Here is a 793-nt window from a genome sequence, read left to right as displayed (position 1 = left end):
AGATGGCGTCCGCGCGGGTGAAATCGTCAAGCGTGACGGTGCCCTTGCCAACGCCGATGCTGCCCCGCATGCCCGTGCCGGAGGGCTCGTGGCACATGTTGGAGCAGTCGGGGAAGTTGTTCGTGCCGTAGGCGCGCACGAACAACTGGTAGAGGAAGGCGGCCTCATTGCTGGTGCGGCCAGAGGTGTAGAAGATCGCCTGGTTTGGATCAGGCAGCGCACGCAGGTGCTGCGCGATCAGCGCGAAGGCGGCGTCCCAGTCGATCGGTACGTACTTGTCGCTGGCTGCGTCGTAGACCATCGGGTGCGTGAGACGCCCCTGGTCTTCCAGCGCGTAGTCGGACCACTCGGCGAGTTCGCGCACGGTGTGCTGCGCAAAGAACTCCGGTGTGGTGCGGCGCGACGTCGCCTCTGCGGCTACGGCTTTGACGCCGTTCTCGCAGAACTCGAAGGTGGAGGCGTGGTCGCGGTCAGGCCACGCGCAGCCGGGGCAGTCGAAGCCGTCGGGCTGGTTGGCCGACAGCATCGTCTTGGCGCCCTTGGCCGCGATGCCCTGCGACAGCAGTTGATGCGCAACACTTTTAAGCGCGCCCCAGCCACCGGCCGGATGACGGTAAAACTCGATCTTCTGGTGCTTCACAGCGACCTCAATACAGCACGACCGAACGGATCGACTCACCGCGCTTCATCAGCTCGAAGCCCTCGTTGATGCGCTCCAGCGGCAGCGTGTGCGTAATGAGGTCGTCGATATTGAGTTTGCCTTCCATGTACCAGTCGACGATCTTCGGCACGT

Annotated in this window: 1 protein-coding gene and 1 pseudogene; both read right to left on the bottom strand. The window is 63.7% G+C overall.

What is annotated here, in order from left to right; all coding sequences use genetic code 11:
- Positions 1-640, bottom strand: a 640-nt coding sequence (locus tag NG898_RS26060) for a molybdopterin-dependent oxidoreductase (RefSeq protein ID WP_252695099.1), incomplete at its 3' end; no start/stop codon positions are given.
- A gap of 7 nt (positions 641-647) precedes the next feature.
- Positions 648-793: pseudogene (locus tag NG898_RS26055) on the bottom strand (S-(hydroxymethyl)glutathione dehydrogenase); the annotation flags it as partial.

The sequence above is a fragment of the Ralstonia mojiangensis genome, from assembly GCF_023955645.1.
Lineage (GTDB): Bacteria > Pseudomonadota > Gammaproteobacteria > Burkholderiales > Burkholderiaceae > Ralstonia > Ralstonia mojiangensis.
The sequence above is the reverse complement of the archived record's forward strand: the minus strand, read 5'-3'. Positions and strand labels throughout refer to the sequence as shown.